This is a genomic window from Nocardioides sp. URHA0032, assembly GCF_000620645.1.
Taxonomy (GTDB): domain Bacteria; phylum Actinomycetota; class Actinomycetes; order Propionibacteriales; family Nocardioidaceae; genus Nocardioides.
In genome coordinates this window covers 427,799-453,887 of sequence record NZ_JIAV01000015.1, presented here as the reverse complement: position 1 = coordinate 453,887, position 26,089 = coordinate 427,799, and the positions used below count along the sequence as shown (strand labels likewise).

At 70.5% G+C, this 26,089-nt stretch carries 23 protein-coding genes; 16 read left to right on the top strand and 7 right to left on the bottom strand.

Annotated elements, in window-relative coordinates:
• Positions 1–44: 44 nt before the first annotated feature.
• The 6 genes from N538_RS0106750 (at position 45) to N538_RS0106725 (ending at position 8,719) form a co-directional block, all read left to right on the top strand.
• Complete coding sequence (locus N538_RS0106750) at positions 45–1,817, top strand: flavin-containing monooxygenase (RefSeq protein WP_028636681.1); 1,773 nt, start codon at positions 45–47, stop codon at positions 1,815–1,817.
• 163 nt (positions 1,818–1,980) lie between these two features.
• On the top strand, positions 1,981–3,135 hold the full coding sequence (locus N538_RS0106745) for a substrate-binding domain-containing protein (protein ID WP_028636680.1): 1,155 nt from the start codon (positions 1,981–1,983) through the stop codon (positions 3,133–3,135).
• Between the two features lie 62 nt (positions 3,136–3,197).
• The gene (locus N538_RS0106740) at positions 3,198–4,010 is read left to right on the top strand and encodes an ATP-binding cassette domain-containing protein (protein ID WP_051548872.1); all 813 of its coding nucleotides are present in this window, start codon (positions 3,198–3,200) and stop codon (positions 4,008–4,010) included.
• A complete protein-coding gene (locus tag N538_RS24155) occupies positions 4,007–5,224 on the top strand; it encodes a sugar ABC transporter permease (RefSeq protein WP_036569606.1) in 1,218 nt (405 codons plus the stop codon). The genes N538_RS0106740 and N538_RS24155 overlap by 4 nt, the downstream gene beginning before the upstream one ends.
• 44 nt (positions 5,225–5,268) lie before the next feature.
• Positions 5,269–7,869, top strand: a complete 2,601-nt coding sequence (locus N538_RS24150) for an acetoacetate--CoA ligase (RefSeq protein WP_231496152.1) — start codon at positions 5,269–5,271, stop codon at positions 7,867–7,869.
• A gap of 16 nt (positions 7,870–7,885) precedes the next feature.
• The gene (locus tag N538_RS0106725) at positions 7,886–8,719 is read left to right on the top strand and encodes a mycofactocin-coupled SDR family oxidoreductase (RefSeq protein WP_028636678.1); all 834 of its coding nucleotides are present in this window, start codon (positions 7,886–7,888) and stop codon (positions 8,717–8,719) included.
• 22 nt (positions 8,720–8,741) lie between these two features.
• Here the strand turns inward: N538_RS0106725 and N538_RS0106720 are convergent, their stop codons facing one another.
• The gene (locus tag N538_RS0106720) at positions 8,742–9,878 is read right to left on the bottom strand and encodes a hypothetical protein (protein ID WP_036569605.1); all 1,137 of its coding nucleotides are present in this window, start codon (positions 9,876–9,878) and stop codon (positions 8,742–8,744) included.
• On the bottom strand, positions 9,878–10,750 hold the full coding sequence (locus N538_RS0106715; protein ID WP_028636676.1) for a TIGR03619 family F420-dependent LLM class oxidoreductase: 873 nt from the start codon (positions 10,748–10,750) through the stop codon (positions 9,878–9,880). Before N538_RS0106715 ends, N538_RS0106720 begins: the two co-directional genes overlap by 1 nt.
• A gap of 45 nt (positions 10,751–10,795) precedes the next feature.
• On the opposite strand from N538_RS0106715, the gene N538_RS0106710 reads away from it, so the two are divergent.
• Positions 10,796–11,251, top strand: coding sequence for a nuclear transport factor 2 family protein (locus tag N538_RS0106710; protein WP_028636675.1), 456 nt, complete (start codon positions 10,796–10,798; stop codon positions 11,249–11,251).
• Positions 11,252–11,744: 493 nt separating this feature from the next.
• Here N538_RS0106710 and N538_RS24145 read toward each other — a convergent pair whose 3' ends face one another.
• A complete protein-coding gene (locus N538_RS24145; protein WP_081790327.1) occupies positions 11,745–12,767 on the bottom strand; it encodes an EamA family transporter in 1,023 nt (340 codons plus the stop codon).
• A gap of 39 nt (positions 12,768–12,806) precedes the next feature.
• On the opposite strand from N538_RS24145, the gene N538_RS0106700 reads away from it, so the two are divergent.
• Complete coding sequence (locus N538_RS0106700) at positions 12,807–13,316, top strand: MarR family winged helix-turn-helix transcriptional regulator (protein WP_028636674.1); 510 nt, start codon at positions 12,807–12,809, stop codon at positions 13,314–13,316.
• A gap of 27 nt (positions 13,317–13,343) precedes the next feature.
• On the opposite strand, the gene N538_RS0106695 is transcribed toward N538_RS0106700, so the two are convergent.
• A complete protein-coding gene (locus N538_RS0106695; RefSeq protein WP_028636673.1) occupies positions 13,344–14,189 on the bottom strand; it encodes an aldo/keto reductase in 846 nt (281 codons plus the stop codon).
• 39 nt (positions 14,190–14,228) lie between these two features.
• Between N538_RS0106695 and N538_RS0106690 the strand changes: the two genes are divergently transcribed.
• The 5 genes from N538_RS0106690 (at position 14,229) to N538_RS0106670 (ending at position 18,868) form a co-directional block, all read left to right on the top strand.
• Positions 14,229–14,651 (top strand): NUDIX hydrolase, encoded by a 423-nt coding sequence (locus N538_RS0106690; RefSeq protein WP_028636672.1) that lies wholly within the window; start codon positions 14,229–14,231, stop codon positions 14,649–14,651.
• A gap of 149 nt (positions 14,652–14,800) precedes the next feature.
• Positions 14,801–16,651: a molecular chaperone DnaK gene (dnaK, locus tag N538_RS0106685; protein WP_028636671.1), complete on the top strand. Its 1,851-nt coding sequence runs from the start codon at positions 14,801–14,803 to the stop codon at positions 16,649–16,651.
• Positions 16,648–17,211, top strand: a complete 564-nt coding sequence (grpE, locus tag N538_RS24140) for a nucleotide exchange factor GrpE (protein ID WP_081790326.1) — start codon at positions 16,648–16,650, stop codon at positions 17,209–17,211. The genes dnaK and grpE overlap by 4 nt, the downstream gene beginning before the upstream one ends.
• 48 nt (positions 17,212–17,259) lie before the next feature.
• Positions 17,260–18,432, top strand: coding sequence for a molecular chaperone DnaJ (dnaJ, locus tag N538_RS0106675; RefSeq protein WP_028636670.1), 1,173 nt, complete (start codon positions 17,260–17,262; stop codon positions 18,430–18,432).
• 4 nt (positions 18,433–18,436) lie between these two features.
• Positions 18,437–18,868, top strand: a complete 432-nt coding sequence (locus N538_RS0106670) for a heat shock protein transcriptional repressor HspR (protein WP_028636669.1) — start codon at positions 18,437–18,439, stop codon at positions 18,866–18,868.
• 54 nt (positions 18,869–18,922) lie between these two features.
• Here N538_RS0106670 and N538_RS0106665 read toward each other — a convergent pair whose 3' ends face one another.
• A complete protein-coding gene (locus N538_RS0106665; RefSeq protein ID WP_081790325.1) occupies positions 18,923–19,771 on the bottom strand; it encodes a response regulator in 849 nt (282 codons plus the stop codon).
• A gap of 251 nt (positions 19,772–20,022) precedes the next feature.
• Here N538_RS0106665 and clpB point away from each other — a divergent pair, with 251 nt between their 5' ends.
• Together clpB and N538_RS0106650 are read left to right on the top strand one after the other, a co-directional pair.
• Positions 20,023–22,617: an ATP-dependent chaperone ClpB gene (gene clpB / locus N538_RS0106655; RefSeq protein WP_028636667.1), complete on the top strand. Its 2,595-nt coding sequence runs from the start codon at positions 20,023–20,025 to the stop codon at positions 22,615–22,617.
• A 55-nt stretch (positions 22,618–22,672) separates the two neighbouring features.
• Complete coding sequence (locus tag N538_RS0106650; protein WP_155991986.1) at positions 22,673–23,650, top strand: hypothetical protein; 978 nt, start codon at positions 22,673–22,675, stop codon at positions 23,648–23,650.
• Here N538_RS0106650 and N538_RS0106645 read toward each other — a convergent pair.
• The gene (locus tag N538_RS0106645) at positions 23,613–24,770 is read right to left on the bottom strand and encodes a pyridoxal phosphate-dependent aminotransferase (protein WP_028636665.1); all 1,158 of its coding nucleotides are present in this window, start codon (positions 24,768–24,770) and stop codon (positions 23,613–23,615) included. The two genes, N538_RS0106650 and N538_RS0106645, sit on opposite strands and share 38 nt — an antisense overlap.
• A 33-nt stretch (positions 24,771–24,803) precedes the next feature.
• On the opposite strand from N538_RS0106645, the gene pyrE reads away from it, so the two are divergent.
• Positions 24,804–25,331, top strand: a complete 528-nt coding sequence (gene pyrE / locus N538_RS0106640) for an orotate phosphoribosyltransferase (RefSeq protein WP_028636664.1) — start codon at positions 24,804–24,806, stop codon at positions 25,329–25,331.
• On the opposite strand, the gene N538_RS24135 is transcribed toward pyrE, so the two are convergent.
• Complete coding sequence (locus N538_RS24135) at positions 25,332–26,060, bottom strand: DedA family protein (protein ID WP_231496151.1); 729 nt, start codon at positions 26,058–26,060, stop codon at positions 25,332–25,334.
• Between the last annotated feature and the right edge of the window lie 29 nt (positions 26,061–26,089).

The following is a 26,089-nucleotide window of genomic DNA, read 5'->3' as shown; positions in this document are numbered from 1 at the left end:
ATCAGCCGCAGTGTTCAACCGCCGTGGAGCCAGAGAGGGTTGCCGTGACGGTTGGAGTGGAGTCGTCGCCGGGTCAGGTGGCGGCCGCGTTCCGGAGCTGGTCGGACGCGTTCGGGAAGGCGATGCAGGACGGGGACGGGGCCGCAGTGCTGGGCCTGCTCGACGCCGACTGCTGGTGGCGCGACCTGCTGGCGCTGAGCTGGGACCTCGGGACCTACCACGGCACCGAGCGGATCTCGGGCCTGCTGGACGACCACCTGAAGCGCGCCGGCGTCACCGACCTCACCGTGGTCACCGACTTCGGTCCGCGGTTCGTCGCGGAGGACGACGGCGGCGGCACGATCGAGGGCTTCTTCACCTTCCAGACGCCGCAGGCGTGGTGCCGCGGTGTCGCGCGCATCCGACAGGTCGACGGTGTGTGGAGGGCCTGGACCGTGATGACCGGGATGGAGGACCTGAAGGGGCACGAGCGCGCGCTCGGCGCGCGCCGGCCGACGGGTCCCCGGCATGAGGTCGGCGCCACCACCCAGCGCAACTGGAAGGACCAGCGAGAGGCATCCGCGGCGTACCGTGACCGGGATCCGGAGGTGGTCGTCCTGGGTGCCGGTCAGGGCGGTCTCGCACTCGCGGCCAACCTCCGCCTCATGGGCGTGGACGCGCTGGTCCTCGAGAAGAGCGGCCGGATCGGCGACGGCTGGCGCAAGCGCTACCACTCCCTCGTGCTGCACGACCCGGTGTGGGCGGACCACCTGCCCTACCTGCCGTTCCCGCAGTCGTGGCCGATCTACTCGGCGAAGGACAAGATCGCCGACTGGTTCGAGTTCTACGCGCAGGCCATGGAGCTCAACGTCTGGTGCTCGGCGGACATGACGGCTGCGGCGTACGACGAGGCCTCGCGCCGGTGGACGTTGACGGTGCAGACGCCGCAGGGCGAACGCACGATCACGACGCGCGACGTCGTCCTCGCCACCGGAGCAGCCGGCGAGCCCAACGTGCCCGACTTCCCCGGGAGGGACCGGTTCGAGGGCACCGTCTACCACTCCAGCCGGCACGGTTCCGGCGGTGACTGGTCGGGCAGGAAGGCCGTCGTGGTCGGGGCGTGCAACAGCGGCCACGACATCGCGCAGGATCTCTACGAGGCAGGCGCCGACGTCACCCTGGTGCAGCGGTCCTCGACCCACATCATCAGTCAGGTGCACGGGATCCCGGCGATCTTCGGCGCCAACTTCACCGAGGCCGGCCCCCCGACGGAGTGCTCGGACCTCCTGGCCAGCGCCTTTCCCTGGCCGCTCGTGCTCGAAGCCGCCAAGCAGGGAGTCAAGGACACCGCCGAGAAGGACGCCGCGCTCCTCTCCTCGCTCGAGGCGGTCGGCTTCAAGCTCAACGACGGCCCCGACGGCACCGGCCTGATGGGTTTCGCCCTGGCCAAGGGCGGCGGCTACTACATCGACGTCGGCGCGTCCGGGTTGATCGCCACCGGCCGGATCGCGCTGGCCCAGGGCTCCGGCCTCGCGGAGTTCACCGAGTCGGGGATCAGGCTTGCGGACGGTCGCGAGCTGGACGCCGACCTCGTCGTGCTGGCCACCGGCTACTCCAACATGCGCGAGACGGCGCGGCGGCTGTTCGGCAGTGAGGTGGCCGACAAGCTGCCGCTCGTCCTGGGCGTCGGGGCGGACGGGGAGATCGGAGGCCTCTACCGCCGCACCGGCCAGGACGGGTTCTGGTACATGGGCGGCCCGCTCGCCTGGGTCCGCATCTACTCCAAGCACCTGGCACTACAGATCACCGCCGACCAGGCCGGGATCTCACCGTCCTGACGCTGCGGCGTCAGGTCCCCACGGGTCTCTCGGGGCTCTGCACCACCGGCCGTGAACGGCGCGCTCCAACCAGCCGCGCACGGTCATCCGATGAGGGCTGCCATCACAGCACTCACTCACACCCGGACCACGAGGTCCGGGGTGCATCGTCAAAGGAGAAGTGATGAAGGTCAGCAGCAAGAGGAGGGGGTCGGCCGTCGGCATGATGGCGATCCTCTGCGGGCTCAGCCTGGTGGCGGCCGCCTGTGGCGGGGACGATGGAGACTCGGATGGCGGCTCGTCCTCGGGCGGCAAGCAGCTCGTCTACTTCATGGCGCCCAACACGACGCCGACCCGCTACATCGAGCAGGACGGGCCTGACTTCAAGAAGGCGCTCGAGGCGCTGGACCCCGACATCGAGGTCAAGTTCGTCAACGGCGGAGGGGACTCGGCCACCCAGCTGTCCCAGGCGAACGCGGCGATCTCTGCCGGGGCCAAGGCCCTGGTCGTCGTGGCCGCGGACCCCAACACGAGCGCCGGCCTGCTCCAGGCAGCCGGCGCCGCCAACGTCCCGGTGATCGGCTACGAGAACCCGCCGCTCAACGGTCCGATGTATGCACAGGTGATCTTCGACCCGTACAAGGTCGGGCTCCAGCAGGGCGAGTACTTCAAGAGCCAGGTCGATGCCGGCGTCTTCGGCGACGGCACGGTCGACCTGGCCCGGCAGTACGGCAACAAGGGCGACGTGTACACGACCGAGATGCTGCGCGGCCAGAACGAGGTCCTGCAGCCCCTCATCGACGACGGCACCGTGCAGGTCGTCTGTGAGGACTACATCAAGGACTGGGCGCCCGACAACGCGCAGCAGGCCGCCGAGCAGTGCCTGACGAAGACCCAGAACCAGATCGACGTGTTCCTCGGGTTCTACGACGGCAACGCGTCCGGCATCATCGCGGCCCTGCAGGGCAAGAGCGTCGAGATCCCGGTGTACGGCGGTCAGAACCCCGAGCTCACCGGCTTGCAGTACATGCTGACCGGCGACCAGCAGGACGACGTGCTCAAGGCATTCTCCGTGGAGGCTGATGCGGCCGCGAAGATCGCGCTGGCCGCGATCAACGGCGAGGACCCGCCGTCCGACCTCGTCAAGGACTCGGTCAACAACGGCACCGACGACATCCCGACCGCGAAGCTGGACACCACGCTGATCCACCTCGAGGACGGGAAGGACCCGGGCGAGGTCGTGCAGCAGGCCGTCGACCTCGGCATCTTCACGTGGGAGCAGATCTGTGACGGTGGTCCCGCTGCCGACACTCCCACGTGCAAGGCAAAGGTCGGCTGACCCACCACGATCCGGGGTGGCCGCCCACCGGGCGGCCACCCCGCACCACGAGAGGAAGACCCATGCCTGAGGTGGCTGCGGACGCCAGCGCCGTACCCGCGACCCGTGGTGAGCTGTTGCTCGAGCTCAGCGGCGTCTCCAAGTACTTCGGTGGCGTTCGAGCGCTGCACGAGGTCGACCTCGAGCTGTACCGCGGCGAGGTCGTCGGCCTCGTCGGGGACAACGGAGCCGGGAAGTCGACACTGGTCAAAGTCATCTCCGGGGTGGAGCACCCCGACTCGGGTGAGATCCGGGTGGGTGGTGAGCCGGTACGACTCGAGACGCCCCGAGCCGCGCAGTCCGCCGGCATCCACACCGTCTACCAGGACCTGTCGCTGTGCGACAACCTGGACGCGGTTCGCAACGTCTTCCTCGGTCAGGAGCTGACCGGCAGTCTCCTGCGCGGCCGGCCGCTCGACCGGCACCGCATGGAGGCGGCGGCGCGCACCGTCCTCGACAGCCTCGCCGTCCGGGTTCGCTCGATGAGCACGCCCGTCGGCGGGCTCTCGGGCGGGCAACGTCAAGGCATCGCCATCGGCCGTGCGCTCATCTCGGACCCGAGCCTCGTCCTCCTGGATGAGCCGACCGCCGCCCTGGGGGTCTCGCAGCGCACCGAGGTGCTCGAGCTGATCGTCCGCCTCAGGTCGCAGAACAGAGGGGTCCTGGTCATCTCGCACGACCTCAAGGACGTCCAGGAGGTGGCGGACCGCATCGTGGTCATGCGACTCGGCAGCAAGGTGGCCGAGTTCGCGCGCGGCCAGTACTCCTCGGGCGACCTGGTCGCCGCGATCACCGGAGCCCATGACGCCCCCCGACCCAGTGAGGGAGACCGATGAGCGTCCAGCAGTCGGCGGTGCCCGTGTCCGTGGCCTCTCCGGGCGACCTGCCCACGCCGCTGCGCGGGCGCATCGTCGCGGGCCTCAGCGGTCCGTACCGCAGCATCCCCGTCCTGATCGTCCTCGGACTGATCTGGCTCTACTTCTACTCCCAGAACTCGGCGTACCTCACCACGACCAACATCACCAACCTCACGCTGCAGATCGTCACGACCGCGATCCTGGCGCTCGGCGTGGTGTTCGTGCTGCTCGTCGGTGAGATCGACCTGTCGTCGGCCATGCTGTCGGGAGTGTGTGCGACGGTCACCGCCCAGCTGGCCATCAAGAGCGACTGGCCGCTGTGGGTCGCCATCGGCGGTGGCGTCGTCGTCGGTCTGCTCTTCGTGCTCGCCGAGGCGCTGGTCATCATCTTCGGGGTGCCCTCGCTGATCGTGACGCTGGGCGGCATGGTCATCCTCCAAGGACTCCTGCTGGTCGTGCTGCCGCCGGAGTTCGCGATCAACATCGGTGGCACCGACTACGCCAAGATCTCCTCGACCTACGTCCCGGCGGGATGGAGCTTTGCGATCGCCGGTGTCGGATGGCTGCTCTTCTGCGTGGCGCGCTATCGCAGCCACCGGGGGCGCGACGCCTCGGCGACCTCGTCCGCCCTGCTGTGGCTGGGGGTGCCGGCGGTCGTCAGCGGTGCCGCGGTCTTCGGAGCCGTCGCGGTCCTGAGCGAGGGCCGCGGACTCCCGCTCCCGGTGCTGATCCTGGTCGGCATGCTCCTCATCGGTTGGTACTTCACCAGCCGGACCCGCTACGGCACCCACCTGTACGCCGTCGGCGGCAACCGGGAGGCAGCGCAGCGGGCAGGTATCCCCGTCTCCCGCATGGTCGTCTACTCGTTCCTGGTGCTCGGGGTCTGCGCCGCGGTCGCCGGCATCGTCGAGGCGTCCCGGCTCCTGGCCGTCTCCAACTCCTCGGGCGGCGGGCCACTCATGCTCAACGCGATCGCGGCCGCCGTCGTCGGTGGCGCCAGTCTCTTCGGTGGCCGCGGCACCGTGTGGGCCGCGCTGCTCGGTGCGCTGGTGATCGGGTCCATCAACAACGGTGTCCAGCTCCTGGGCCTGTCCACCGAGGTTCAGAGCTTCGCGACCGGAGGCGTCCTTATCCTTGCCGTTGCGATCGATGTCGTGATCACCCGTGGCTCGCTGCTGCCGAACCGCCGATGACCAGCGAGACGGCGAGGTACCGGAGTGAGAGCGGAGGTGCGGACGTGAGCGGTGAACCTGGATGGGCTCCCACGGCGGAGCAGATCGACGGCTCCCGGGTGGTCGACTTCGCCCGATGGCTCGGGACCGAAGGGATCGTCACGCTCGCCGACCCGCGCGACTACCGCGAGCTGCAGGCGTGGTCGGCCTCGGAGCCAGCGCGGTTCTGGGAGTCGGTGGCGAGGTACTTCGGTGTCGACTTCGGGGCGAAGGCCACCGAGGTCCTCTCGGCGCACGAGATGCCGGGCGCGCGGTGGTTCCAGGGCTCGTCGATGAACTTCGCCCGCGAGATGCTCAAGAACGGGGCGGCGGACCGGACGGCCATCGTCCTGGTGCGAGACGACGGGCATCGTGAGTCGATCACCTTCGGGCAGCTCCGGGAGCAGGTGGCGGCGGTGGCCGGTGGCCTGGCCGACCGGGGTGTCGGTGAGGGCGATCGCGTGGTCGCCTACCTGCCGAACTGCATCGAGGGTGTCGTCGCCTTCCTCGCGTCCGCCACCCTGGGGGCGGTGTGGTCCCAGACCGGTATGGACTACGCGCCGGCCGCGGCGATGGACCGCCTGGGGCAGCTCGACCCGACCGTCTTCATCGCGGGCACGGGCTACCTGTTCAAGGGGTTGCAGCAGGATCGTCGTGAGGCCGTGGCCGAGCTGCGTGTGCTGCTCCCGGTCGATGCGCTCGTCGTCTCGATCGAGACCGGTGGCGTGCCACGGGACGACACCACTCCGTGCGACATCACGTGGGAACAGCTCCACCGCTTCAGCAAGCCGGTGAACGCCGCGATCAACGTGCCGTTCGACCATCCGCTGTGGGTGCTGTTCACCTCGGGAACGACCGGGCGACCCAAGGGAATCGTCCACGGCCACGGAGGGGCGCTGCTCGAGCAGCTGGTCTCGCCCGGCTTCCACATGGACCTCGGCGAGGACGACGTCTTCTTCTGGTTCACCACGCCCAACTGGATGATGTGGAACGCCCAGATCTGCGGGCTGCTGCACGGTGCGACCATCGTTCTCTTCGACGGCAGCCCGACGCACCCGGACACCGGGTTGCTGTGGCGGGTGGTGCAGGACCTGGGCGTCACCGTGTTCGGCACCAGTCCGGGCTATCTCCAGGCCAGCGCCCGCGACGGCGTCGAGCCCGGCCGCGACCTCGATCTGTCGGCACTCCAGCTGATCGGTGTCACCGGCTCGGTGCTGCCGGCCAGCAGCAACCAGTGGGTTCGAGACCATGTCGGTCGGGATCTCCAGGTCGGCTCGATGAGCGGCGGCACCGACATCGTCGGCATCTTCGTCGCCAGCGCCCCGAACCTGCCCGTGTACGACGGGGAGATCAGTGGGCCGGCGCTCGGCGTCGCCCTCGAGGTCTGGGACGAGAAGGGCAATCGGCTGCCCGACGGCGAGACCGGCGAGATGGTCATCACCCGGCCGATGCCGTCGATGCCGATCGCGTTCTGGGACGACCCCGAGGGCGAGCGCTACCGCGACGCGTACTTCGACGTGTTCCCGGGGGTGTGGCGACACGGGGACTCGATCACCGTCACCGAGCGCGGGACCATCGTGATCCACGGGCGTACCGACTCGACGCTCAACCGCAACGGCGTCAGGCTGGGCAGCGCCGAGATCTACGAGGCCGTCGAGTCGCTGCCCGAGGTGACGGACAGCCTGGTGGTGGGGGTGGAGCTCCCCGAAGGCGGCTACTGGATGCCGTTGTTCGTCGTGGTGGACCCGGTCGGGGACGAGGCCGAGCTGCGTTCGCGGATCGTCGAGACGATCGCGGGGCGCACCTCGCGCCGTCATGTCCCCGACGAGATCATCGTGGTCCCGGGCCTGCCCCACACGCGCACGGGCAAGCGCCTCGAGGTGCCCATCAAGCGCATCCTGCAGGGCGCGGCACCGCGGCGGGTCGCGAGCATGGGCGCCGTCGACGACGTCCAGGCGTTGAAGTGGATGATCGACTTCGCCAACAAGCGCAACGGTTCGGATGTCGCCTCGACGGTCCTGCCCACGGACGCGTATGAGGACTGGCGCATCTACCACGAGCAGGACCTGCCGCGGGTGCTGAGCGCCGCCCTCGACGTGTTCGCCGAGAAGGGCTACCACGGGACGACCACGCGCCAGCTGGCCGACCGCTCCGGGCTGTCCGTGCCCGGGATCTATCACCACTACAAGTCGAAGCAGGACATCCTCTTCGACCTGATGACCGTGATCGTCGACGAGCTGATCGAGCGGAGCCGGTTCGCGGTCGCGGAGGCCGCGGACGACCCGCGTGCGCAGTTCGACGCCCTGGTGTCGAGCATGCTGCTGTTCCACGTGTACCGGCGCAAGGGCGCGATCGTCTCCACGAGCGAGCTGCGCAGCCTGGAGCCGGGCAACCGCCGCAAGTACCTCGAGCGGCGCGACGAGCTGCAGGTGATGCTCGACGGGGTCATCGACCTCGGAGTGTCGAGCGGTGTCTTCGACACGCCCTACCCGGGTGACGCGGCCCGGGCCATCACCTCGATGTGCGCCGGCGTGGCCACGTGGTACCGCCCCGAGGCTCCGCTGAGCTTCGACCCGCTGCTCGACCGATACCTCTCGATCGCCGAGGCGATCGTGGGCGTCCGCTGACGAAGGAGGCTCGAGCATGGGACGAGTGGAGGGGAAGGTCGCTCTGGTGACCGGCGCGGGCCGGGGACAAGGGCGCAGCCACGCGGTGCGGCTGGCCGAGGAGGGCGCGTCGATCATCGCCTTCGACATCTGCGCCCCGGTCGCCTCCGTGAGCTACGACATGGCGAGTCGCGATGACCTCGAGGAGACCTGCGAGCTGGTGCGGGCCGCGGGCGGCCGGGTCCACGCAGCCGAGGTCGACGTCCGTGACTTCGACGTGCTGGACCGCCAGCTGGGGGCCGGGATCGAGAGCCTGGGTGGGCTCGACATCGTGGTGGCCAACGCCGGCATCGCGAGCTATGCGCCGGGACACGAGATCTCCGAGGCCGCCTGGCAGGAGATGATCGACATCAACCTCACCGGCACCTGGCACACGGTCAAGGCCGCGGTTCCGCACCTGATCGCCGCAGGTCGCGGCGGCTCGGTCGTGCTGGCGAGCTCGGCCGCCGGTCTGCAGGGCACGCCGAACCTCGCCCACTACGTGGCCGCCAAGCACGGCGTGACCGGCCTGATGCGGAGCTTCGCCAACGAGCTGGCGCCGCACTGGATCCGGGTCAACAGCGTCAACCCGACCCAGGTGGACACGCCGATGATCATGAACGACGAGATCTTCCGCATGTTCCGGCCCGACCTCGAGTCTCCCGGCCGCGAGGACATCGTCGACGTCTCGACCGCGACGAACGCGCTGCCGGTGCCGTGGGTCGAGCCACGCGACGTCTCCAACGCCGTCCTTTTCCTCGCTTCGGACGAGGCGCGCTACATCACGGGTGTGGCACTCCCGGTCGATGCGGGCATCCTGTCGAAGGTCTGAGCCGCCCGCCGCGTGGAATCCGTCAGCTGATCATCCTTCGGGCCACCGCGCGCTGTCGCGCGGCGATCCGCGCGGCGTACTCCTCGGTGGTGATGGGGGTGAAGTACGGGAGCTTGTCGGGCACGTCGGCGACCTTGACCACCTCGGTGACCGGGCCGTCGGCGGGGCCGAGGTCGCGCTCGATGCGCTGCCAGCGCAGCATCAGCGAGCCGGTGCGGTGGCCGAGGCACTCGAGCCAGTTGGCGACACCGGGGTTCTGCTCCGAGATCACGAACCGCATCTTCCCGTCCGGGTCGACGACCGCCTGCGCCTTGGTGAGCGAGGTCTGGTGGGTCTCGTAGTCGGTCGAGATGTACCAGTCCGACCCGATCTGGATGGCTTGGTACGAGCAGTCGGTGCACTCGGGAACCGTGACGATCAGCGCCTCGTCGTCGGCGAGCTCGTAGTGCCCGATCGAGGAGCGCTGCGAGGAGAGCCCGCCGGGGGTCGACTGCGGTGCGGTCGGCCGGTTGACCGGCTCCTTGCGCTCGAAGAACTGCGGGAAGGCGAACCACGTCTGGATGGAGCCCGTGAGCAGCTTCGCGGCGACCTCGTACCTCCGCGCAAGCCGCTCGCGGGTCAGCGGCTTCGCGGCGACGCCTACCGTGTCGGTGCGCTCGATCCAGAGCCGGCCACGGGTCTCGGTGTCCCAGTCGTTGAAGACCTCGCGCACGATCATCGTCTTCGCACCAGGCTCGGCGACGTAGGTGAACTCGAACGACCCGTCGTCCTCGATGTCGAGCTCGCGGTCGTCGAAGGCGAGCATCGAGGTCGCGGCCGAGTCCGCGGTGTACGCCCCGCCCATGACCTGGAAGGACAGGTCGGCGCTGGTGCCGCGCACCCCGCGGACGACGTACTCGACACCCTCCTCGAGGTAGGCGTTGAAGTAGATCGCGTCCGGGTTGTCCAGTCCCTGGCGGGAGTACTGGTGGGTGGGGTTGATGAACACCGGCCGGTCGAGGTCGTGGTCGAAGGCCATCTGCATGGCCATCCGGATCCGGCCGGCGAGGTAGTCGTAGCCCTCGAGCAGGTCCTGCTCGGTGCGGATGAAGGGGGCGCCCTCGATCAGCTTCTCGGCCTCGGCGATGGCGTCCTGGAGCGGCTTCGTCAGGTCGGACATCAGAGCTTGTGGATGATCTGCTCGGCGTACTTCTCGAGGTGCTCGACCTTCTTCTCGAGCGGCTCGGTGTCCGGGCCCTTGATGTACGGCACCCGGAACCCGACGATGCAGTCGGTCACGCCCTTGTCCTCGAGGCGCTTGATGCCGTCGAGGGTGTAGGCGTCGTACGAGATCACGTGCACCTCGAAGTCGTCACGGGTGTCGCCCTCCTCCGCGCGGATCTCCGCCAGGCGGCTCAGCAGCCGGTCGAGCTCCTCGCCGTCGCCGCCGGCGTGCATCCAGCCGTCGCCCTTGACCACCGCGCGGCGCAGCGCCGCGTCCGCGTGCCCGCCCACGAGGAGCGGGATCTTCTCCGTCGCGCCGGGGCACTGCTTCAGCGCGTCGACGTCGTAGAAGTCGCCGTGGTAGTCGAAGAACTCGCCGGTCGTCAGGCCGCGCAGGATGTCCATGCACTCGTCCATCCGCTTGCCGCGCCTGGCCCAGTCGACGCCCATCGCATCGAAGTCCTCGGGCCACGGCGAGATGCCGACGCCCAGCCCGAGTCGGTTGTTCGAGAGGAAGGCCAGGGACGAGGCCTGCTTGGCGACCAGCACCGGCGGGCGGATCGGGAGCTTGAGGACGAACGGCGTCAATCGCAGCGTCGTGGTGTGCGCGAACAGGTGTGCGCACAGCACCATCGTCTCGATGAACTCCTTGCCGTCGAGGAACTCCCGGTTGCCGGTGTCGGTGTAGGGGTACTTCGAGTCGGAGTCCTGCGGGTAGATCACGCTGTCGGCCACCGTCATGCTCGTGTAGCCGGCCGCCTCCGCCGCCTGGGCGAGTGGTGCGTAGTACGTCGCCTGCGTCATCGCCTCGGCGTAGCTGAATCGCATGCGCTCACACTAGAACGTGTTCCAGTTTTGTGCCAGAGTTCGACCGTGGACCTCCAGGAGATCAGCGACCGGATGGAGATCGAGGGTGTGCTCATCCGGTACACCCGCGGCATCGACACGGGGGAGTGGGACCTGCTCGACAGCGTCTTCACCCCGGATGCCGAGATCGACTACACCGAGTCCGGCGGCATCGCCGACACCTACCCCTCCGTGAAGAGCTGGCTGGCCGAGGTGCTGCCGGCGTTCTTCCCGAAGCGGATGCACTCCCTCGCCCAGGTCGCGATCACCTTCCCCGAGGACGGGCGGAGCGGCGACGAGGCGGTCGCCACGGCGTACTTCCACAACCCGATGCCGATGACGGTGTCCGACGGGGAGGGCGGCCAGGGGGGCGAGAAGGTCGTCGAGTTCGGCGGGCTCTACCACCACACGCTCGTGCGGACGCCGGACGGCTGGCGCAGCCGCAAGCTGCACGAGGAGATCGTCTGGAAGCGGGGCCTCTGAGCACGGGGTGGACCGAGCGCGAGATCCCCGTCGTGGTGCTGACGCCGCGCTGAGCAACAATGGGCCCATGTCCGAGCAGCTGCCCGAGGGTCCCGAGCACCCGATCGCCGCAGGTCTGGCTGCCCTCATCGGGGTCACGGTCGCCGTCGGGTTGATCCTCGGGCTCGTCGTGCTGGCCGGCACCAAGGTGCTCGGCCTGGACGGTGGGAGCGACAGCGGCAGCTCGAGTGGCGGACGGTCGATGTACCTGCCGAGGCCGCAGAAGACGCCGAGCGAGACCGCCCCGCAGATCACGCTCGCTCCGGAGGACGAGTCGTCGTCCACCGCCTCGAGCACCCCGAGCAACAAGCCGACCGCGACGAAGTCCTCGCGCAAGCAGATCTCGCTGTCGTCGTCCACGACGCAGGCGGCACCGATGGAGCAGTTCAACCTGACCGGCGTCTACCCCGGCGGCGAGGGCGCGATCCTCACGGTGCAGCGGTTCCAGGACGGGTCATGGCAGGACTTCCCGGCGACCGGCTCCGTGAGCGGCGAGGCGTTCCAGATCCCCGTGCAGACCAGCCAGCCGGGACCCAACCGGTTCCGCGTCGTCGACTCCGACAGCGGACTCCAGTCCAACGAGATCCGGGTGACGATCGGCTGACGCCCGAGGGGTGCGGCGGAGCTTCGAGATGACCGCCGGCTGGCCGGCGACGATGCCGCCGAGGACCAGCAGCATGCCGAGCGCCTGGGTGGCGCCGAACGCCTCGCCCGCGAGTGCGATGCCGATGATCGTGCCGGAGACCGGGTTGAGCAGGCCGACCAGTGAGACGGCCGCCGCCGGCAGCCTGCGCAGGCCGCGGAACCACACGACGTACGCCAGGATCGTCGCGGCGAGGCCGAGGTAGAGGAACCCGCCCGCGGCGGAGACGTCCAGCGGCGGCGGGGCGCCCTCGACGATCAGCGCGATCGGCAGCAGCACCAGCCCGCCGGCGACCAGCTGCCAGGCGGTGAAGGTGAGCAGGTCGACCGGTGGCGTCCAGCGCTTCACGAGGACGAAGCCGAGCGAGGACATGGCGACGGCGCCGAACGACGCGGCGACGCCGACCGGGTCGACCGTGAAGTCCGCGCGCAGCACCAGCAGCGCGACGCCGACGGCGCCGACCGCGGCACCCGCGAGCGAGGCGACCTGGGGCCGCTCGCGCACCAGGGCCCAGGCGATCAGCATGACCATGATCGGTGCGGTGGCGGTCAGCGTGGCGGCCATGCCGCCGGGCAGGCGGTACGCCGCCACGAAGATCAGCGCGAAGAACGCCCCGATGTTGAGCGTGCCGAGGACCAGCGCGCGCCACCACCAGATGCCGTGCGGGAGCCGGGGCCGGAAGGCCAGCAGGAGGAGTCCGAACGGCAGCGCCCGGACCATCGCGCCGAACAGCGGTCGGTCCGGCGGGAGGAACGTCTCGGTGACGTAGTAGCCCGATCCCCACGCGATCGGGGCGAGGGCGGCAAGGCTCAGCGTGCGCCAGCCGGTTTCCACGGAAGACATAATAGTTTCCGAGTGAGATATATTCCAGCCATGGCAGCAGGCGAGGAGCGCGACCTCGATCACGTCGGCCGGATCATGGCTCAGTGGCACCGGGAGCGCCCGGACCTGGACGTCTCCCCGCAGGGCGTGATCGGCCGGCTGCACCGACTGGCCGGGCGGCTGACCGAGGAGCTGGTCGCGGTGTACGGCGAGTACGGCCTCGGCGAGGGCGAGTTCGACGTGCTCGCGACGCTCCGCCGGGCGGGCGCGCCGTACGAGCTGGCGCCCAGCGACCTGGCCCGCTGGACGATGGTGTCCTCGGGGGCGGTCACCAAGCGGGTGGACCGCTGCGTCGAGCAGGGGTGGGTGACCCGCCGGGTCAGCGACCGCGACCACCGGGGCCGGGTGGTCGCGCTGACCGACGCCGGACGGGACCTCATCGATCGCGCGTTCGACGCCCACCTGGCCAACGAGCACCGTCTGGTCGGCCTGCTGGACGAGCTGGAGAGGGCCCGGCTCGCCCACCTCCTGGAGAAGTGGGGCCGCGCGCTCGACGCCTGACCGCTGGCTGTACGAGCGGGGCGGCGATCACTCGGGGATCCAGTCCATGGTGTCCGGGTTCGGCCCACGCCGGCCGTCCTCGCCCCGGTCGAGCGCGGTGATGGCGGCCATCTCGTCGGCGGTGAGCGAGAAGTCGAAGATCTCGAAGTTCTCTCGCATCCGCTCGACATGGGTCGTCTTCGGGAACACGATGTCGCCGCGCTGGACGTGCCAGCGCAGCGTCACCTGCGACGGGGTCCGCCCGTGCGCGGCGGCGATCCCGGTGATCACCTCGTCGTCGAGGACAGCGCCCTGGGCGATCGGCGACCACGCCTCGACGGCGATGCCCAGCTTCGCGGAGGCGGCGCGGACCGCCTCGTTGCCGAAGTACGGGTGCACCTCGATCTGGTTGACGGCCGGGACGACGCCGGTCTCGTCGACGATCCGATCCAGGTGGTCGGGCTGGAAGTTGGAGACGCCGATCGAGGTCGCCCTCCCGTCCTCCACGAACTCCGCGAGCGCGCGCCACGTGGAGACGAAGTCCCCGCCGTACCGGGTCGGCAGCGGCCAGTGGATGAGGAACAGGTCGATCCGGTCGAGTCCCAGCCTGGTGAGCGTCTCGTCGAAGGAGCGACGCGCGTCGTCCGGCTCGTGGAAGCCGTTGTTGAGCTTGCTGGTGACGTAGAGGTCCTCCCGCGGCAGGCCCGAGCTCCGGAGGGCCTCGCCCACGCCGGCCTCGTTCCCGTACATCTGCGCGGTGTCGATGTGCCGGTAGCCCACCTCGAGCGCCTGCCCGGTCACCTCGGCGGTCTCCTCGGGCGGGACCTGGAAGACCCCGAAGCCGAGCTGGGGGATGGTCGTCTGGTTGTTCAGGGCGATGGTCGGGACGGTCATACCTGTGCAATCACCATTCGGGGGCCGGATCATTCCCGCATGGAGTTCACCGACTACGACACCCGCCTCGGCGCGTACGCCGTGATCGTCCGCGACGGCCTCGTGCTGCTCGCGCTCTGGAACGAGCCCGAGGTCCCGACCTGGACGCTGCCGGGCGGCGGCGTGGAGCTGCACGAGGCGCTCGAGGACGGTGCGGTCCGTGAGGTCCGCGAGGAGACGGGGTACGACGTCGTGCTCGGCCGGCTGCTCGGCGTCGACACCCGCGTGACGCCGCCGGAGCGCCGGTACGTCCCGGCCGGGGACCGCTTCCAGAAGAACGTGCGGGTCGTCTACGAGGGCACCGTCACCGGCGGGGACCTCGCCGCCGAGGTGGGCGGCACGACCGACGAGGCGCGGTGGTTCCCGCTGGCCGAGGTGCCCGGCCTGGTCCGCGAACCGCTGGTCGCGAAGTTCGTCGGCTGATCCGGGAACAACCCCGCCGCCGGGCTGCGTTGAGTCGAGTGATAGAAGTTGAGTCGATCGGACTCAACTAGTTTGGAGCCAGGGCCGGCAGAGCGGCACGATGGCTCCGGACCACAGAGCGCAGACCCAATTTCCCCGGAGGTAGCACCATGGCACGAGCGGTCGGCATCGACCTCGGCACGACGAACAGCGTCGTCGCCGTCCTGGAGGGCGGCGAGCCCACCGTCATCGCGAACGCGGAAGGCGCCCGGACGACCCCGTCGGTCGTCGCGTTCGCCAAGTCCGGAGAGGTGCTGGTCGGTGAGGTCGCCAAGCGCCAGGCGGTGACCAACGTCGACCGGACCATCCGCTCGGTCAAGCGCCACATGGGCACCGACTGGAAGCAGCAGATCGACGACAAGACCTTCACCCCGCAGCAGATCAGCGCGTTCGTGCTGCAGAAGCTGAAGCGGGACGCGGAGGCGTACCTCGGCGAGACCGTCACCGACGCGGTGATCACGGTCCCGGCGTACTTCTCCGACGCCCAGCGCCAGGCCACCAAGGAGGCCGGTGAGATCGCCGGGCTGAACGTCCAGCGCATCGTCAACGAGCCGACCGCGGCGGCGCTGGCCTACGGGCTGGACAAGGGTGACGACCAGACCATCCTCGTCTTCGACCTCGGTGGCGGCACCTTCGACGTGTCCCTCCTGGAGATCGGCGAGGGCGTCGTCGAGGTCAAGGCGACCTCGGGCGACAACCACCTCGGCGGTGACGACTGGGACTCGCGGGTCGTCGACTGGATGGTCAAGAAGTTCAAGGACAACAACGGCGTCGACCTGGGTGCCGACAAGATCGCGAAGCAGCGGCTGCAGGAGGCCGCGGAGAAGGCGAAGATCGAGCTGTCGTCGTCCTCCGAGACCACCATCCACCTGCCGTACATCACGCACGGTGAGTCGGGCCCGCTGCACTTCGAGGAGAAGCTGACCCGCAGCGAGTTCCAGAAGCTGACGGCCGACCTGCTCGACCGCACCAAGGCGCCGTTCCAGAACGTCCTCAAGGACGGCGGCGTCGCGGTCTCCGCGATCGACCACGTCGTCCTGGTGGGCGGCTCGACCCGCATGCCCGCGGTCACCGAGCTGGTCAAGGAGCTGCTCGGCGGCAAGGAGCCCAACAAGGGCGTCAACCCGGACGAGGTCGTCGCCGTCGGCGCCGCGCTGCAGGCCGGTGTCCTCAAGGGCGAGGTCAAGGACGTGCTGCTCCTCGACGTCACCCCGCTGAGCCTCGGCATCGAGACCAAGGGCGGTGTGATGACCACCCTCATCGAGCGCAACACCACCATCCCGACGAAGCGGTCGGAGATCTTCACCACCGCGGACGACAACCAGCCGTCGGTCGAGATCAAGGTGGCCCAGGGCGAGCGCCAGATGTGGTCGCAGAACCAGCCGCTCGGCAACTTCGAGCTGACCGGGCTGCCGCCGGCGCCGCGGGGGGTCCCGAAGATCGAGGTCACCTTCGACATCGACGCCAACGGCATCGTGCACGTGACCGCGAAGGACCAGGCCTCCGGCAAGGAGCAGTCGATGACGATCTCCGGCGGCTCCGCGCTGTCGAAGGACGACATCGACCGGATGGTCCGCGAGGCCGAGCAGTACGCCGAGGAGGACGCCAAGCGTCGCGAGGCCGTCGAGGTCCGCAACCAGGCCGACCAGCTCGTCTACACGACCGAGAAGTTCCTCGCCGACAACAGCGAGAAGCTGCCCGAGGACGTGACGACCGAGGTCCAGGCCGACGTCGACGCGCTCAAGGTGATCCTCGAGAAGGAGGACGCGACCGCCGAGGAGCTCCAGGCCGGCGTGACCAAGCTCGGCGAGTCCAGCCAGAAGATGGGCGCCGCCATGTACGCCGCCGCGGAGGCTGACGCCGCAGCGGCAGGCGGGTCGGACGGCTCCACCGGTGAGTCGGACGAGGACGTCGTCGACGCCGAGATCGTCGACGAGGGCCCCGAGGACGAGGCCAAGTGACCGAGCCGTTCCAGGACGAGCAGCTGATCCCCGAGCCCGAGGAGCAGGAGACCCCTGCTCCTCAGGCCGGGGAGCCGGCCCTCGAGCCCGAGCCCGAGCCGGAGCCGGAGCCCGAGGACGAGCTGGCGCGCACCGCCCGGGCACTGGCGGAGCGGACCGACGACCTCCAGCGGCTCCAGGCGGAGTTCGTCAACTACAAGCGCCGGGTCGAGCGGGACCGCGAGCTGGTCAAGGAGAACGCGACGTACGCCGCGCTCGCCCCGATCGTCGAGGTCCTCGACACCGTCGACCGGGCCCGCGAGCACGGCGACCTCGACCCCGGTTTCCAGGCGGTCGCCGACCAGCTCGAGCGCACCGTCGAGCGGGTCGGGCTCACGAAGTTCGGCGAACCGGGCGACGCGTTCGACCCCACGATCCACGAGGCCCTCAGCCACATCGGCGAGGACCCCGAGGTCGAGGTGACGACCTGCAAGGTGATCGCGAAGGCCGGCTACCGGATCGGCGAACGCGTCGTACGCGCCGCGCAGGTCCTCGTGGTCGATCCGGCCAGCAGCGAGTAACGAAGCAACCGTGACAGAGACAGCCAGGAACGGGGAGGGAGGTGCGCGATGAGCAGCACTGACAACGGCTTCCGGGCCGACTGGGCCCAGAAGGACTTCTACGCCGAGCTCGGTGTGAAGAAGGACGCGACGGCCGACGAGATCAAGAAGGCCTACCGCAAGCTCGCGCGCGCCAACCACCCCGACTCCAACCCCGGCGACACCGCCAAGCACGACAAGTTCAAGTCGGTCGCCGAGGCGTACGACGTCCTCGGTGACCCGGAGAAGCGCACCAAGTACGACGAGATGCGTGAGCTCTACGGCTCCGGTGCGTTCCGTGGCGGCTTCGGCGGCGGCGGCGGCCAGGGCGGCGGTGGCTTCAACCTCGACGACCTGCTGCGCGAGCAGGCCGGTCGTGGCGGCGGCTTCGGCGACATGTTCGGCGACCTCTTCGGCGGCCGGCGCCAGCAGCGCACCGTCCGCCCGCAGAAGGGCGCGGACGTCGAGACCGCGGCGACGATCAGCTTCGAGGACGCCCTCGACGGGGTGACGATCTCGCTGCGGCTGACCTCCGACGCACCCTGCCCGGACTGCAAGGGCACCGGCGGCCAGCCCGGCACCAAGCCGAGGGTCTGCCCGGAGTGCGAGGGCGCCGGGTTCGTCGTGGCGTCGGCCGGCGGCGCGTTCTCGATCAACGAGACCTGCCCGATGTGCGGTGGCCGGCAGCTCGTCTACGACGAGGCCTGCCCCACCTGCCACGGCAGCGGTCGCGGGATGTCCGCCCGGTCGATCCAGGCCCGCATCCCCGCGGGCGTCAAGGACGGCCAGCGGATCCGGCTCCGCGGCAAGGGCGCGGCTGGCGAGAACGGCGGCCCGGCCGGCGACCTGTTCGTCACGGTCAAGGTCTCGCCGCACCGGCTGTTCGGCCGCAAGGGCGACAACCTGACCCTCGACGTACCGGTCTCCTTCGACGAGCTCGCGCTCGGCGCGGAGATCAAGGTGCCGACCCTCGGCGGGGCACCGGTGACGCTCAAGGTCCCGGCCGGCACGCCCAACGGGCGCACCTTCCGGGTCCGCGGCAAGGGCGCGACCAGGTCCGACGGCACGAAGGGCGACCTGCTCGCCACCGTCGACGTCCAGGTGCCCGCCGTGCTCGACGCAGCCGCCCGCGAGGCCGTCGAGGCCTACCGGTCCGCGACCGCCGACAAGCCGCTGCGCTCGAGGCTGTTCGAGGAGGCCTGACGCCGTGCCGAGCAACCCGTTCGAGCCGCCGGGCCCCGACGCCGCGGTCTTCGTGATCAGCGTCGCCGCGGAGCTCAGCGGGCTGCACCCGCAGACGCTGCGCACCTACGAGCGGATGGGCCTGATCACCCCCGGGCGCACCGGGGGTGGCGGTCGCCGCTACTCCCCGCGTGACATCGACCTGCTGCGCCAGATCTCCGAGCTCACCTCCGCGGGCATCGGCATCGAGGGGGTCCGCCGGATCCTCGACCTGCAGAACCGGGTCCTCGCGCTGGCGGCGCGCAACGAGGAGCTCGTCGCCGAGCTCGACGCGACCCGCGAGGCGCTGCGCCAGGCGCTCGCGACGCGGCGTACCGACGGGCCCGCGAACAAGCTGCCGGTGCTGCACACCCCCGTCCCCGGTCAGTCCGTGGTGGTCTGGCGCCGCAACCGCTGAGTCGTTCGGGCGCGGGACAGAGGCGTGGGACAGAGACCCGGGGCCGCGACGAGCTCAGACCGCCGGCAGCTCGATCGTGAACACCGCGCCGCCGGCGGGTCCGGGGGCGTACGTCGCGGTGCCGCCCTGGGCCTCGGCGAGCGTGCGGACGACGTGCAGGCCGAGGCCGGCGCCGGTGACCGTGCTGGTGTCGGCACGCTCGAACTCCTGGAACAGCCGGTCCCGGAAGTGCTCCGGTACGCCGTCGCCGTGGTCGGCCACGTCGATCGCGACGCACGGTCCGGCGGGCCGGACCCGGACGTCGACGGGCGGGCGGCCGTACTTGCGCGCGTTGGACAGCAGGTTGTTGAGCATCTGCTCCAACCGGAGCGGGTCGGCGTGCACCAGCCGCTCGTCGGTGACCTCGACCCCGGCGTCGTACCGCCCGGCGAGCACTGCGACGACGACGTCGGCGGGCCGCACGTCGCGGAGCTGGGGCGTCAGCGTGCCGTGCCGGACCTGGGCCGTGGTGAGCAGCTCGGTGGTGACCCCTCCGCGCCGGTCCATCGCCGCGCCCAGGTACGCGACGACCGATGCCAGCGGCGCGCCCTTCTGGAGGTAGCCGTCTGCGCCACCGGCGATCGCCTTCTCGCCCATCTGGGCCGAGCCGAAGCCCGACATCACGACGATGGTGGCGTCGGGGAGCGCCGCCCGGATGTGCGGCAGCGCCTCGAGCCCGTCCATCACCGGCATCGACAGGTCGAGCACCACCAGGTCGGGCAGCTCCGTCCGGGCCACCTCGATGCCGGCGGCACCGTCGCCCGCCTCGCCCACGACCTCGTAGCCGGCGCGCCGCAGCGCGATCCGCATCAGCAGGCGCAGGTCCTCGGTGTCGTCGACCAGCACCACGCGCGGCGCCGTCATGCCGCGGGGCGTCGGTGGAGGGCGAGGGTCGGCGCCAGCAGTGGCCCGAGCCCGGCCAGGCCGGCCATCACCAGGGCGGCGTGCACCCCGTGGGCCAGCATGGGCCGAGACTAGGGCTCGGCGGACTCCGGGGGCGGCAGGACACGAAAATTCTCAGAGTTGAGTGGAACAGACTCAACTTTGGATCCGTTGAACCAGGTGTCGGGCACCGGTGGTGTCCGAGCCGACCATCGCGCAGGAGAATGACACCCATGAGCCAGTTCGGGGCCGAGAAGTTCACGACCCGCAGCCGGGAGGCCATCGAGGCCGCCCAGCTCGCCGCCACGACCGCCGGCAACACGCACACCGAGCCGATCCACCTGCTGGTCGCCCTGCTGCGCCAGGAGGACGGTACGGCGCGGAACCTGGTCGCCAAGGCCGGGGTGGACGCCGCCGACCTGACCGCCCGGGCCGAGGCCACGCTCGGCTCGCTGCCGACCGCGAGCGGCGCCACCGTCCAGCAGCCCGCCGCGTCGGCCGCGCTCACGCGGGTGCTCGCCGGCGCGCTGGACCTCGCCGCGGGGATGAAGGACGACTACGTCGCGACCGAGCACCTGATGATCGCGATCGCCGGCACCGAGAGCTCGGCCCAGAAGCTGCTCGCCGATGTCGGCATCACCGAGGCCGGGCTGCGCGAGGGGCTGACCGCCGTGCGCGGCAACCGCCGGGTGACCAGCGAGGACGCGGAGTCGACGTACGAGGCACTCGAGAAGTACTCCGTCGACCTCACCCAGGCCGCCGAGGAGGGCCGGCTCGACCCGGTCATCGGCCGCGACGCCGAGATCCGCCGGGTCGTGCAGGTGCTGTCCCGGCGCACCAAGAACAACCCGGTCCTGATCGGCGAGCCCGGCGTCGGCAAGACCGCCGTGGTCGAGGGCCTGGCCCAGCGGGTGATCGCGGGCGACGTGCCCGACTCCCTCAAGGGCCGCCGGGTGCTGAGCCTGGACCTGGCCGCGATGGTGGCCGGCGCGAAGTACCGCGGCGAGTTCGAGGAGCGGCTCAAGGCCGTCCTCGAGGAGATCAAGGACGCCGGCGGCCAGATCATCACCTTCATCGACGAGCTGCACACGGTGGTCGGCGCGGGCGCCGGCGGCGACTCCGCCATGGACGCCGGCAACATGCTCAAGCCGATGCTGGCCCGCGGCGAGCTGCACATGATCGGGGCGACCACGCTCGACGAGTACCGCGAGCGGATCGAGAAGGACCCGGCCCTGGAGCGCCGGTTCCAGCAGGTCTTCGTCGGCGAGCCCACCGTCGAGGACACCATCCAGATCCTGCGCGGCATCCAGGAGAAGTACGAGGCCCACCACGGCGTCCGGATCACCGACGCCGCGCTCGTCGCCGCCGCGACCCTGTCCGACCGCTACATCACCGGCCGCCAGCTGCCCGACAAGGCGATCGACCTGATCGACGAGTCGGCCTCGCGGCTGCGCATGGAGATCGAGTCCTCGCCCGAGGAGATCGACCAGCTCCGCCGGCAGGTCGAGCGCCTCAAGATGGAGGAGTTCGCACTCCAGAAGGAGCACGACGACGCCTCCCGGGAGCGGCTCGACGTCCTGCAGCAGGACCTCGCCGACCGCGAGGAGGAGCTGCGCGCGCTCGAGGCCCGCTGGGAGCGGGAGAAGTCCTCGCTCGAGGGCGAGGGTGAACTGCGCCGCCGCCTCGACACCGTGCGCGTGCAGGCCGACAAGCTGATGCGCGAGGGCAGGCTCGACGAGGCCAGCGAGATCCTCTACGGCAAGATCCCCGAGCTCGAGAAGGCGCTCGAGCACGCCGCCCAGACCGCCACGTCCACCGTCGACCCCCTGGTCGGCGAGGAGGTCGGTGCCGAGCAGATCGCGGAGGTCGTGGAGGCCTGGACCGGCATCCCGACCGGCCGGATGCTCCAGGGCGAGACCGCCAAGCTGCTGACGATGGAGGACGTGATCGGCGAGCGGCTGATCGGTCAGCGCACCGCGGTCACCGCCGTCAGCGACGCCGTGCGCCGCTCCCGCGCGGGCATCAGCGACCCGAACCGGCCCACCGGCTCGTTCCTGTTCCTCGGCCCGACCGGCACCGGCAAGACCGAGCTCGCCAAGGCGCTCGCGGACTTCCTGTTCGACGACGAGCGCGCGATCGTGCGCATCGACATGAGCGAGTACTCCGAGAAGCACTCCGTCGCGCGGCTGGTCGGCGCGCCCCCGGGCTACGTCGGGTACGACGAGGGCGGCCAGCTCACCGAGGCGGTCCGCCGGCGCCCGTACAGCGTGGTGCTGCTCGACGAGGTCGAGAAGGCCCACCCCGAGGTCTTCGACATCCTGCTCCAGGTGCTCGACGACGGGCGGCTCACCGACGGCCAGGGCCGCACGGTCGACTTCCGGAACACGCTGCTGATCCTGACCAGCAACCTCGGCTCGGCGTACCTCGTCGACCCCACGCTGGACCCGGAGAAGAAGCGCGAGTCGGTGATGGCGACCGTCCGCGCGGCGTTCAAGCCGGAGTTCCTCAACCGGCTCGACGAGGTGGTCCTGTTCGACGCGCTCACCCAGGACGAGCTCACCCACATCGTGGACCTGCAGCTCGGCCTGCTCGAGAAGCGGCTCGCCGTCCGCCGGATCACGATCAGCGTGACCGACGACGCCCGGCGCTGGCTGGCCGACACCGGCTACGACCCGGCGTACGGCGCCCGCCCGCTGCGGAGGCTGATCCAGAGCGCGATCGGCGACCCGCTCGCGAAGATGCTGATCTCCGGCGAGGTGGCCGACGGCTCCGGCGTCACCGTGGACCGCGCGCCCGACGGGGACGGGCTGCTGCTGCTGGCGGACTGACCACGACCCGTCGGCGAGTGCGTCCCACGGGCGCGCCCGTGATGCAATGGGACCCGTGAGCGAGCCGACCCCGAACAGCCGCCCGCGCCAGGTCACCTTGGTCGCGTGGCTGACGATGGTCGGCTCCGCCTTCGTCGTGCTGCTGGTCTTCGACCGGCTCGCCGGCCTGCACACGCTCGACACCCGGCAGTCGGTCGAGAAGTTCCTCGCCGAGCCGCCGGGCAGCGACCTCGGGGTCGGCGTCGACGGGGTGCTGTCGGCGATCCGGACCCTCGCGATGGTGGCGGCGGGGTGCGCGACCGCGGCGGCGATCCTCGGCTACCAGGTGCTCCGGCGCAGCCGCAGCGCCCGGCTCGGCCTCACGGTGCTCGCGGTCCCGCTGTTCTTCACGGGCATGGTGACCGGCGGCTTCGTGTCGTCGCTGGTGGCGGCCTCGGCGGTGATGCTGTGGCTGCAGCCGGCCCGGGACTGGTTCGACGGGGTGACCCGTCAGGCGGCCGCCGTACCGGCCGCGGCCTCCGTGCCGGCAACGGCGCAGCCCCGGGCGGGCGTCCCGGTGCCTACGGCGCCGGCGCAGCCGCGGCCGGCCGGCGTGACCGTCGCGTGCACGCTGACCTGGATCGCCACCGGGTTCACCGCGCTCGGGATGATCGCCACCGGTGTGCTGCTCGCGCTGGAGCCGGACACGCTGCTCGACGAGGTGCACCGGCAGAACCCGGAGCTCGCGACCCAGGGCGTGTCCGACGACCTGCTCGTCGGCGTCACCTTCGCGATGATCGCGGGGATCGTGCTGTGGTGCGCCTCGGCCGCGGTCCTGGCGGTCCTGGTGCTCCGGCGCACCGAGTGGGCGCGCGTCGTGCTCATCGTCTCGACGGCCACCGCGGCCGCGCTGTCCCTGATCGGTACGGCGATCGGCGCGTTCCTCCTCGCGCTGACGCTGGTCGCCAGCGTGGTGACCCTCGCCCTCCTGCTGCGCCCGGAGGCCCGGGCGTGGTTCAGCCGGCCGCCAGGTCCGCGGCCGCCAGCCGGCTGAGCCCCTCCTCGATCACCGAGCGCTCCTTGCAGAACGCCCAGCGCACCAGATGTCGGCCGGCGTCGGAGTCGTAGAACCCGCGGGTCGGGATCGCGACGACGCCTGCCCGCTCGGGTAGCGCGAGGCAGAACGCCGTGCCGTCGTCCCAGCCGAGGTGCGAGATGTCGGTGGTGGCGAAGTAGGTGCCCTCGGGCACCCGCACGTCGAGGCCGACGTCGGCGAGCCCCGCGCAGAGCAGGTCCCGCTTGGCCTGCAGGTCGGCCGCGAGCGCGGCCGGGAAGTCGGGCTCCTCGTCGAGAGCGAACGCCACGGCCGGCTGGAGCGGCGAGCCGGAGGTGAACGTCAGCCACTGCTTGGCGGCAAGCACGGCACTCACCAGCTCGGCCGGCCCGGTCGCCCAGCCGACCTTCCAGCCGGTGAAGGAGTAGGACTTGCCCGCGCTCGACAGGGTCAGCGTCCGCTCGAACATCCCGGGCAGGGTCGCTATCGGGACGTGCTCGCCGTCGTCGAAGACCAAGTGCTCGTAGACCTCGTCGGTGATCACCACCAGGTCGTGCTCGCGCGCGACGTCGGCGACGGCCTGCAGCTCCTCGCGCGTCAGCACGGTGCCGGTCGGGTTGTGCGGGGTGTTCAGCAGCACGAACCGGGTCCGCGGGGTGACCGCCGCGCGCAGCTCGTCCACGTCGAGCCGGAAGTGTGGCGCCCGCAGCGTGACGGGGCGCCGTACGCCGCCCGCCATCTGGATCATCGCGGTGTAGGAGTCGTAGTACGGCTCGAGCACGACCACCTCGTCGCCCTCGTTCACGAGGCCGAGGAGCGCGGCCGCGATCGCCTCGGTGCAACCGGTGGTGACGACGACCTGGCTGTCCGGGTCGAGCTCGATCCCGTAGTGGCGCAGCTGGTGGCGGGCGATCGCCTGGCGGAGCGCGGGCACGCCGGCGCCCGGTGCGTACTGGTTGAGCCCGCTCTCCAGCGCGTGCACCGCGCGGGCGATCACCTCGGGCGGGCCGTCGACGTCCGGGAACCCCTGGCCCAGGTTGACCGACTGGGTCCGGACGGCCAGCGCGGACATCGCCGAGAAGATCGTCGGCGGGATGCCGTCGAGACGGTGGGCGAGCATGCGGCCGACAGTAGCGCCGATATTGTCGGGCCCGTGGACGAGACGCTGGCAGCCGACATCGACGCGATCTGCCGCCTGACCGGGGAGTTCACGCTCCGCTCGGGACAGCAGGCGACGGAGTACTTCGACAAGTACCTCTTCGAGGCCGACCCCCAGCTGCTGCTGCGGGTCGCGCGCGAGATGGTCCGGCTGCTGCCGCCGGACACGGACCTGCTGGGCGGGCTCGAGCTCGGTGGGGTCCCGATCGCGACCATGGTGAGCAGCCTGACCGGACGCCCGGCGCTCTTCGTGCGCAAGAAGGCCAAGGAGTACGGCACCTGCAAGCTCGCCGAGGGCCCGGACGTCGCCAGCCGGCGGGTGACGCTGATCGAGGACGTCATCACCACGGGCGGCGCCGTGCGCGAGGCCACCGACGCGCTGCGGGCGGCCGGCGCCACGGTCGAGGTCGTGGTGTGCGCGATCGACCGCAGCCCGGTCGGTGAGAACCCGCTGGCCGACGCCGGGCTCGAGGTGCGCGCGGTGCTGACCAAGGTGCAGCTCGACGCGGCGCGGGGGGCCTAGTCAGACCTCGGTGGTCTCGGCCGCGGTCGGCTCGCCGGAGGTCTTCGGGTCGGCCCGACGCCGCGAGCGGTGCCGCCTGCGCTGCCACAGCTCCCAGGCGATCGGGACGACCGTGAAGGCGAGGATGACCAGGATCGCCTTGTCGATGTTCTCGCCGAGGCTCGGGAACGCGTGGCCCAGCGTGAATCCGGCGAACAGGATGCTGCCGACCCACAGCACCGCACCGACCGCGCTCCACAGGAAGAACCGGCGGCGGTCCATCCGGGTCACGCCCGCCACGACGGTGATGAAGGTGCGGACGAACGGCACGAACCGGCCGATCACCAGCGCCTTGTTGCCGTGCCGGTCGAAGAACGCGGCCGTCTGGTCGAAGTACTTCTTCTTCAGCAGCCGGCCGTTGCGCTCGTAGAGCGGTGGCCCGATCGCCCGGCCGATCTCGTAGCCGACCACGTTGCCCAGGAAGGCCGCGGCCGTCAGCAGCACGAACGCGATCAGGACCTCGACGACCGGCGGCGTGCCGAACACGTCGATCCGGCCGGAGTTGAGGAACAACCCCAGGGCGAACAGCAGCGTGTCGCCCGGCAGGAACGGGAAGAACAGCCCGCACTCGATGAACAGGATGACCAGGCTGATCCAGTAGAAGGCCCCGCCGAACTGGTCGAGCAGCCAGTTCGGGTCCATCCAGTCCATGCCCAGCAGCAACGGTGCCGGGACGAGGGCGGGAATCACGTCACAACGGTACCCGTCGGACGTGAACG